Source organism: Mycobacterium bulgaricum (genome assembly GCF_041287165.2).
Taxonomy (GTDB): Bacteria; Actinomycetota; Actinomycetes; order Mycobacteriales; family Mycobacteriaceae; genus Mycobacterium; species Mycobacterium bulgaricum.
Genome location: NZ_JBGGKV020000031.1, coordinates 1 through 3,802, shown reverse-complemented (window position 1 = coordinate 3,802; position 3,802 = coordinate 1). Strand labels below are relative to the sequence as shown.

Sequence of the window (3,802 nt, the reverse complement as noted above, 5' to 3'; positions counted from 1 at the left end):
CGCCCCCAAAGGCCCCAAACGGAAAAAACCGCGGACCTAAAGTAGGTCCGCGGCTATTCCGATGTCTTGCGACATCACATGGTAGCGGGGACAGGATTCGAACCTGCGACCTCTGGGTTATGAGCCCAGCGAGCTACCGAGCTGCTCCACCCCGCGATGGGTGAACGCTAGGTTACCGGGGCCGCGGCGCAGCCTCCAAATCGCCTGTTCAGCGGCCTCGGGAGGGGGCATCAGACCTCCGTGGCCGGGCTCTTTCGACCGCCACTTTCCGATTTGTTCGGGATCCGGCCCGGCCTACGACTGGTCCCCCACCGCGCGTGTCAGCCGGTCGGCCAGCAGTCCGGCGAAGCGGGCCGGATCTTCCAGCACCCCTCCCTCAGCGAGAAGAGCCGTGCCGTAGAGCAATTCAGCGGTGCCGGTCAACTCGTCGTCGGCGCCACGACTGCTGTGCGCCTGCCGAAGGCCGGCGATCAGGGCGTGATTCGGATTGAGCTCCAGAATCCGCTTCTCGACCGGGACCGGCTGACCAGACGCCCGATACATACGGGCCAGCGCGGGAGTGATACCGAAGGTGTCGGTGATCAGACATGCCGGCGAGTCGGTGAGGCGGGTGGACAACCGCACTTCCTTGACGTGGTCACTCAGCGCTTCCTTCAGCCAGGCGGTCAGGTCGGCGAACTCCTGCTCGCGCTCCTGCCGCTCGGCCTCCTGCCCGGCTTTGTCGGCTTCGGAGTCGAGATCCACCTCTCCCTTGGCCACCGACTGCAACGGCTTGCCGTCGAATTCATGGATCGACTCGACCCAGACTTCATCCACGGGGTCAGTGAGTAGCAGCACCTCGTAGCCCTTGGCCTTGAACGCCTCCAGGTGGGGTGAATTCAGCAGCTGCTGCCTTGATTCGCCTGCCGCATAGAAGATTTGGCTCTGCCCCTCCGGCATCCGCGTGACGTACTCGGCCAGCGTGGTCGGTTCGTCCTCGCTGTGGGTCGAGGCGAAGGAGCACAGGCGCAGCAACGCCTCCTTGTTGTCGCCATCGCTCAGCAAGCCTTCCTTGATGACCCTGCCGAACTGGGTCCAGAATGTGCGGTACTTCTCCGGCCGCTCGTTCTGCATCTCCGTGATCGTCGAGAGGACCTTCTTGGTGAGCCTGCGCCGGATCGCCCCGATCTGCCGATCCTGCTGAAGAATCTCGCGAGAGACGTTGAGCGACATGTCTTGTGCGTCGACGACTCCCTTGACGAAGCGCAGATACGGAGGCATCAATTGGTCGCAGTCACCCATGATGAAGACCCGCTTGACATAGAGCTGCACCCCGACTGCGGTGTTCTGGTTGAACAGGTCGAACGGCGCATGTGAGGGGATGAACAGCAGCGCCTGATACTCGAACGTGCCCTCGGCCCGCATCGCGATGACTTCCAGCGGCTCGTCCCACGCGTGGGCGACGTGCTTGTAGAACTCGCTGTACTCCTCATCCGAGACCTCATCGCGAGGCCTGGCCCACAGCGCCTTCATCGAGTTCAGGGTTTGAGTCTCGACGGTCACCGACTCCTCGCCCCCGTCTTCGGTTGCCGGCGTCCGGCGCTCGACGTCCATGCGGACGGGCCATGCGATGAAGTCTGAGTACTGCTTGACGAGCTCCCGGATCTTCCACTCCGAGGTGTAGTCGTGCAGCTGGTCCTCTCGGTCTTCGGGTTTGAGATGAAGGGTGACCGAAGTGCCCTGCGGCACTTCGTCTCCCGCCTCGTCGACCGACTCGATGGTGTAGCTGCCCTCGCCGGTGGACTCCCAACGCGTCGCCCCGCTCTCACCGGCCTTACGGGTGAGCAGCTCCACACGGTCGGCCACCATGAAGCTTGCATAGAAGCCGATCCCGAACTGACCGATGAGTTCCTCGGACGAATTCTTGTCCTTGGCGTCGCGCAACTGTTGGCGCAACTCGGCCGTTCCCGACTTCGCCAACGTTCCGATCAGCCGCACCACCTCGTCACGCGACATGCCGATACCGTTGTCGCGCACGGTCAGAGTGCGCGCCTGCTTGTCCACATCGATCTCGATGTGCAGATCGGACGTGTCGACGTCCAACTCTTTGTTCCGGAAGGCCTCCAGCCGCAGCTTGTCCAGCGCGTCAGAGGCATTCGAGATGAGTTCCCGCAGGAACGAGTCCTTGTTGCTGTAGACGGAGTGGATCATCAGATCCAGCAGTTGGCGTGCCTCCGCCTGGAATTCGAGCTGCTCGACGTGTGCGGCCATGTGCATTTCCCCTTCGACAAAACGACCTCAGATGCCGGGAGAAAAATAGTAGCCAGTGTCGCCGGGGACCTTTACCTGCGGTCACACCACCGAACGGATCACCTGGCCCGTCGCCAGCACCCGAGCCGGGTCGTAGCGCTCTGCCAGCGCGGACAGCCAATGCAGCGTGTCCTCGTTGTAGACCCGCGCTGGACGCGCCGGGTCGTAGGACGGCGCGAAGTTCGGCATCTGCCCGCCGGTCGCCCACGGCGACACGGCCTGCGTCACCGCCGTCGCATGCCCGGCCACCCTCTCGGCAATCTCGGGCGCCGACACTCCGATCGTCGTCAGCGCGAACGCGGCGTTACGGTGGCAGAACGCGCTGCGGTGCCGCGCCTCACGCGCAAACGCTCCCCCGAGCATCCGCAACTCGACGATCACCTGCGGCGACTGCGAACCGGGGCCGGCCACCGCAAGAATCGCGTCAACAGCCTCGACGGGCAACTCGGACAGCAGCGCCTGACCTTCACTGACCGGCATCGGGTCCAGCGGATCAGCATGGACGGCACCTATTGCCGCGTACGGCAGCACACCCACCGAATCCATCAGCGGTGCAGCGACATTCCGGATCGGGGCGAGCAGCCGCTCGGCTTCCACCAGATCGCCCACAGCGGTGTACCGCACGGACACCGTCATCCGGCCCGCCAGTGGCTCCGGCACCCCCGGCAGGGGCGGCAGCTGCTGGATCGAGATCGAGGTGTTCACCGACTCGGGCAGCTCGGCGCACCAGCTTCGCCAGGCATGCAACACCGCCGCGGCGTCAGCACCGTCGAAAAATACTGCGCCGCCGTAGAACTCAGTCACTTGCGGTAGGTCAATCTCCACCGAGGTGACGATGCCCAGCGTGGCCTTGCCACCGCGCAGACCCCAGAACAGGTCGGCGTTCTCGTCGGGTGCCGCTCGTAGCAGACGACCTTCCCCGGTCACCACGTCGAACGAGCGCACGTGATCAGACGACAGACCGAACGTCCGAACCAACGGACCGATCCCTCCGCCGGTCAGGAACCCGACGACGCCGACGTTGGGCGCCGAACCGCACAGCGGAGCGAGGCCGTGGGGTGCGGCGACGTCGAGCACATCCTGCCAGCGGGCTCCCGCGCCCACCCGCGCCGTACGATTCAGCGGGTCGATCTCGACGTGCTTCATCGCCGAGGTCTGAACCAGGATGGTGTCAGGACCGACGCCGACAGCTCCGTGACCGGTGGCCTGCACCGTGACGGTGAAGCCGTGCGCCGCGGCGAACCTGACCGTGCCGGCCACGTCCTCAGGCGACGTCGCCAGCACCACGGCCGCAGGGTTCACGGGTGCCGCCACGTTCCACGGCATGCAGCGCTCGTAGCCGGGTTCACCCGGCAGCGCCACGGGCGTCGCGACCTGGTCGCGCAGGGTGCGCAGCGCCTCGTCGCGCCTCAGGCCGGTCGTCATCGTCATGGGTGTCCTTAAGTTCGTAGTTGCAGTTACTTCGTGTTGTTACGTTGGGCTGTGACCCGGGTGGGTCGGGTGAGGCTGCATG

The 3,802-nt window shown here is 64.9% G+C and carries 2 protein-coding genes and 1 tRNA gene; all 3 read right to left on the bottom strand.

The features are described 5' to 3' along the window. Positions 1–79: 79 nt before the first annotated feature. Positions 80–156: transfer RNA gene (locus ACAG24_RS29395), tRNA-Met, on the bottom strand. 138 nt (positions 157–294) lie between these two features. After that, positions 295–2,250, bottom strand: a complete 1,956-nt coding sequence (htpG, locus tag ACAG24_RS29390) for a molecular chaperone HtpG (RefSeq protein ID WP_370476370.1) — start codon at positions 2,248–2,250, stop codon at positions 295–297. 81 nt (positions 2,251–2,331) lie between these two features. Then, complete coding sequence (locus tag ACAG24_RS29385) at positions 2,332–3,720, bottom strand: FAD-binding oxidoreductase (protein ID WP_370476368.1); 1,389 nt, start codon at positions 3,718–3,720, stop codon at positions 2,332–2,334. Positions 3,721–3,802: the final 82 nt, after the last annotated feature.